Here is a 2,317-nt window from a genome sequence, read left to right on the forward strand (position 1 = left end):
CCGGCGCCGCGTGGGGACGCCTGCCGGAGTGAGGCAGCTGATGCAGCCCCTGCCCGTGACGTCTGCGGGAAAGGCGGGGGCCGCGCCTCCTACGCCCGCAGGGCCGCGAAGAGCAGGTCCCGGGAGTCGGACCAGCGCTGCACGAGATCGGCGCGACGGGTGAGCCGTGCGGAGATGTGCTGGGCGCCGAAGAACGCGGAGACCAGCGTGTGGGCCGCGGCGGCGGGGGAGACCCCCTCGCGCAGCTCCCCGGCCTCCGCGGCCTCCTCCAGCAGCTCCGTCAGCAGGCTGATCCAGCCGACGTACGGCTGTGGCAACAGGCCCTCCGGCAGCGGCTGCTCCATCTGCAGTCGCGCACCGCCCTGCACGACCACGTCGTCCTGGAAGGCCTGGGCGGTGCGGTCGAGCAGTTCGCCCACGGTGTCCAGCGGGCCGAGCCCCTTGGCCTGGGCCGCTTCCAGAAGCACCGGCCAGCGGTGGTAGTGCGCCTCGACCACCGCGATCGTCAGCGCTTCCTTGGTGGGGTAGTGGAAGTAGACCGCGCCCTTGGTCATCCCCACGTGGTCGGCGACGTCCTTGACGGACGTCTTGCCGTACCCGCGCTCGTCGAAGAGCTGCGCGGCGGCGTCCAGGATCTGCCTGCGCGTGTGCGCGGCCCGCTCCTGCTGCAACTCCGGGCTACGGCCGTGCAGGGCGATGCTGCCAGGGCTGCGCTCGGGTACCGGGAAGGTGGCCCGGTGCTTCTTGAGTTCCACGATGTCTCCGCTCACGGTCGCGTCTGACCCCCGTTGCAATATACCTTCCCGCAGGTATATTTTTCACCGAACGGCCGGTGACCGACGACCACGCAAGGTCACGGCTGTGCGGTACAGCCGCTTCCGGAGGGGGAAACTCATGTTTGACACCGACATGGCGTCCGGCGACACGACCGCCAGGCACTGTGCCGCTGCACATGTTCCGCGAGCACTGGTCCACAAGAGCGAGGACCGCGAGGTCCTGTTATCCCACGTGCGTCCGCTGGGCGACGACCGCTTCGCGGTCCGTCCCCGCTGGCCGCACGACCATCTGCTGCACCACCGCGCCGCCGACGGCACCCGGGACTCCCTGGTCGTCGTCGAGACGATGCGGCAGGCGGGGATCTGCCTCTCGCACCGCTTCCACGACGTCCCGGCGGACCACGCGTTCGTCCTGCACGGCTTCGACTTCCACCTCGACGCGCCGCTGCGCGACACCGGAGACGGCGCCGACGTGCTCTTCGACGTCGCCCTGCGGCGCGTGCCGGGCAGTCCGCGCCGGTTCCGTCTGTCGGCCGACGCGGACCTCGTCGTCGGCGGCCGCACGGTGGGCCGCGCGAGCATGCGCTGGGACGCCCTTCCGCCCGCGCACTACGCCCTCGTGCGCAGCCGCAGCGCCGCCGCCGCGGCCCCCTTCGACGTCCCCGACCTCGCCGCCGAGGCCCGGGCGCTGCCGCCGGCCGCGGTCGGCCGCGACCGCCACGACGCCGTGCTGCTCGCGAGCCTGGGTGACGCGTCGGCCGGATGGCAGCTCAGGGAGGACACCGGGCACCCCGCCCTCTTCGACCACGGCAGCGACCACGTCCCGGGGATGGTGATCGTCGAAGGGTTCCGGCAGGCCGTCGTCGTCCGTGCCGCCGAGGACGCCCCGGGGGCCCCGGCCGTCGGCTCGCTGCGGACGTCGTTCCTCGCGTTCGGCGAGCTCGGACAGCCCGTCACCATCACCGCGGCGCCCGAGAGAGGCGGCGGCTATCTGCTCGCGGCCCGCCAGGGCACGCGCACCCTGGCCACCGCCCTGGCCGCCGTCGGCGCGGCCGGCGCCCCGTTCGGCGGCCTCCTCGCCGGGGCCGGTGCCGGCGCGTGCTGAGCGACCTGGGCAAGACGCTGGACATCGCCCGCGAGGACCGCATCCGGCTCGACGAGACATGCCGGCTCACCGACCGGCTCGCCGACTCGCTGACCGACAGCGGATTCGCCCGGCACTTCGTGCCCGAGCGCTGGAACGGCGGCGCCGGCACGTTCACCGCGCTCCTGGACGCGGTCTCCGAACTGGCCGAGACCTGCGCGTCCACCGCCTGGTGCGCCGCGCTGTACGCGGCCCACGGCAGGCTCGCCGGCTATCTGCCCGAGGCCGGGCAGCGGGAGATCTGGGGCGAGGGTCCCGACGTGAGGGTGGCCGCGTCCGTCGTCCCGCCGCAGGGCAGCGCCGTCCGCGTGGACGGCGGCTGGCGGCTGACCGGCAGATGGGCCACGGCCAGTGGGGTCGACCAGGCAGACTGGCTGCTGCTCGCCTCCTGGTCGAC

General features: G+C 73.6%; 3 protein-coding genes. 2 read left to right on the top strand and 1 reads right to left on the bottom strand.

The features are described from left to right. Window positions 1-89: 89 nt before the first annotated feature. A complete protein-coding gene (locus ABT300_RS43305) occupies window positions 90-755 on the bottom strand; it encodes a ScbR family autoregulator-binding transcription factor (protein WP_351688471.1) in 666 nt (221 codons plus the stop codon). 139 nt (window positions 756-894) lie between these two features. Between ABT300_RS43305 and ABT300_RS43310 the strand changes: the two genes are divergently transcribed. Further along, window positions 895-1,881 (top strand): ScbA/BarX family gamma-butyrolactone biosynthesis protein, encoded by a 987-nt coding sequence (locus ABT300_RS43310; protein ID WP_351688474.1) that lies wholly within the window; start codon window positions 895-897, stop codon window positions 1,879-1,881. Beyond that, window positions 1,875-2,317: acyl-CoA dehydrogenase family protein (locus tag ABT300_RS43315; RefSeq protein ID WP_502978129.1), on the top strand; the 443-nt coding region annotated here is incomplete at its 3' end. The genes ABT300_RS43310 and ABT300_RS43315, both read left to right, overlap by 7 nt.

Source organism: Streptomyces sp. NPDC001027, from assembly GCF_040299045.1.
In the GTDB taxonomy this organism is placed as follows: Bacteria; Actinomycetota; Actinomycetes; order Streptomycetales; family Streptomycetaceae; genus Streptomyces.

What these genes read in the sequence shown, in the direction of transcription:
- ABT300_RS43310 (WP_351688474.1), top strand. Translation starts at nt 895, where the DNA reads ATGTTTGACACCGACATGGCGTCCGGCGACACGACCGCCAGGCACTGT.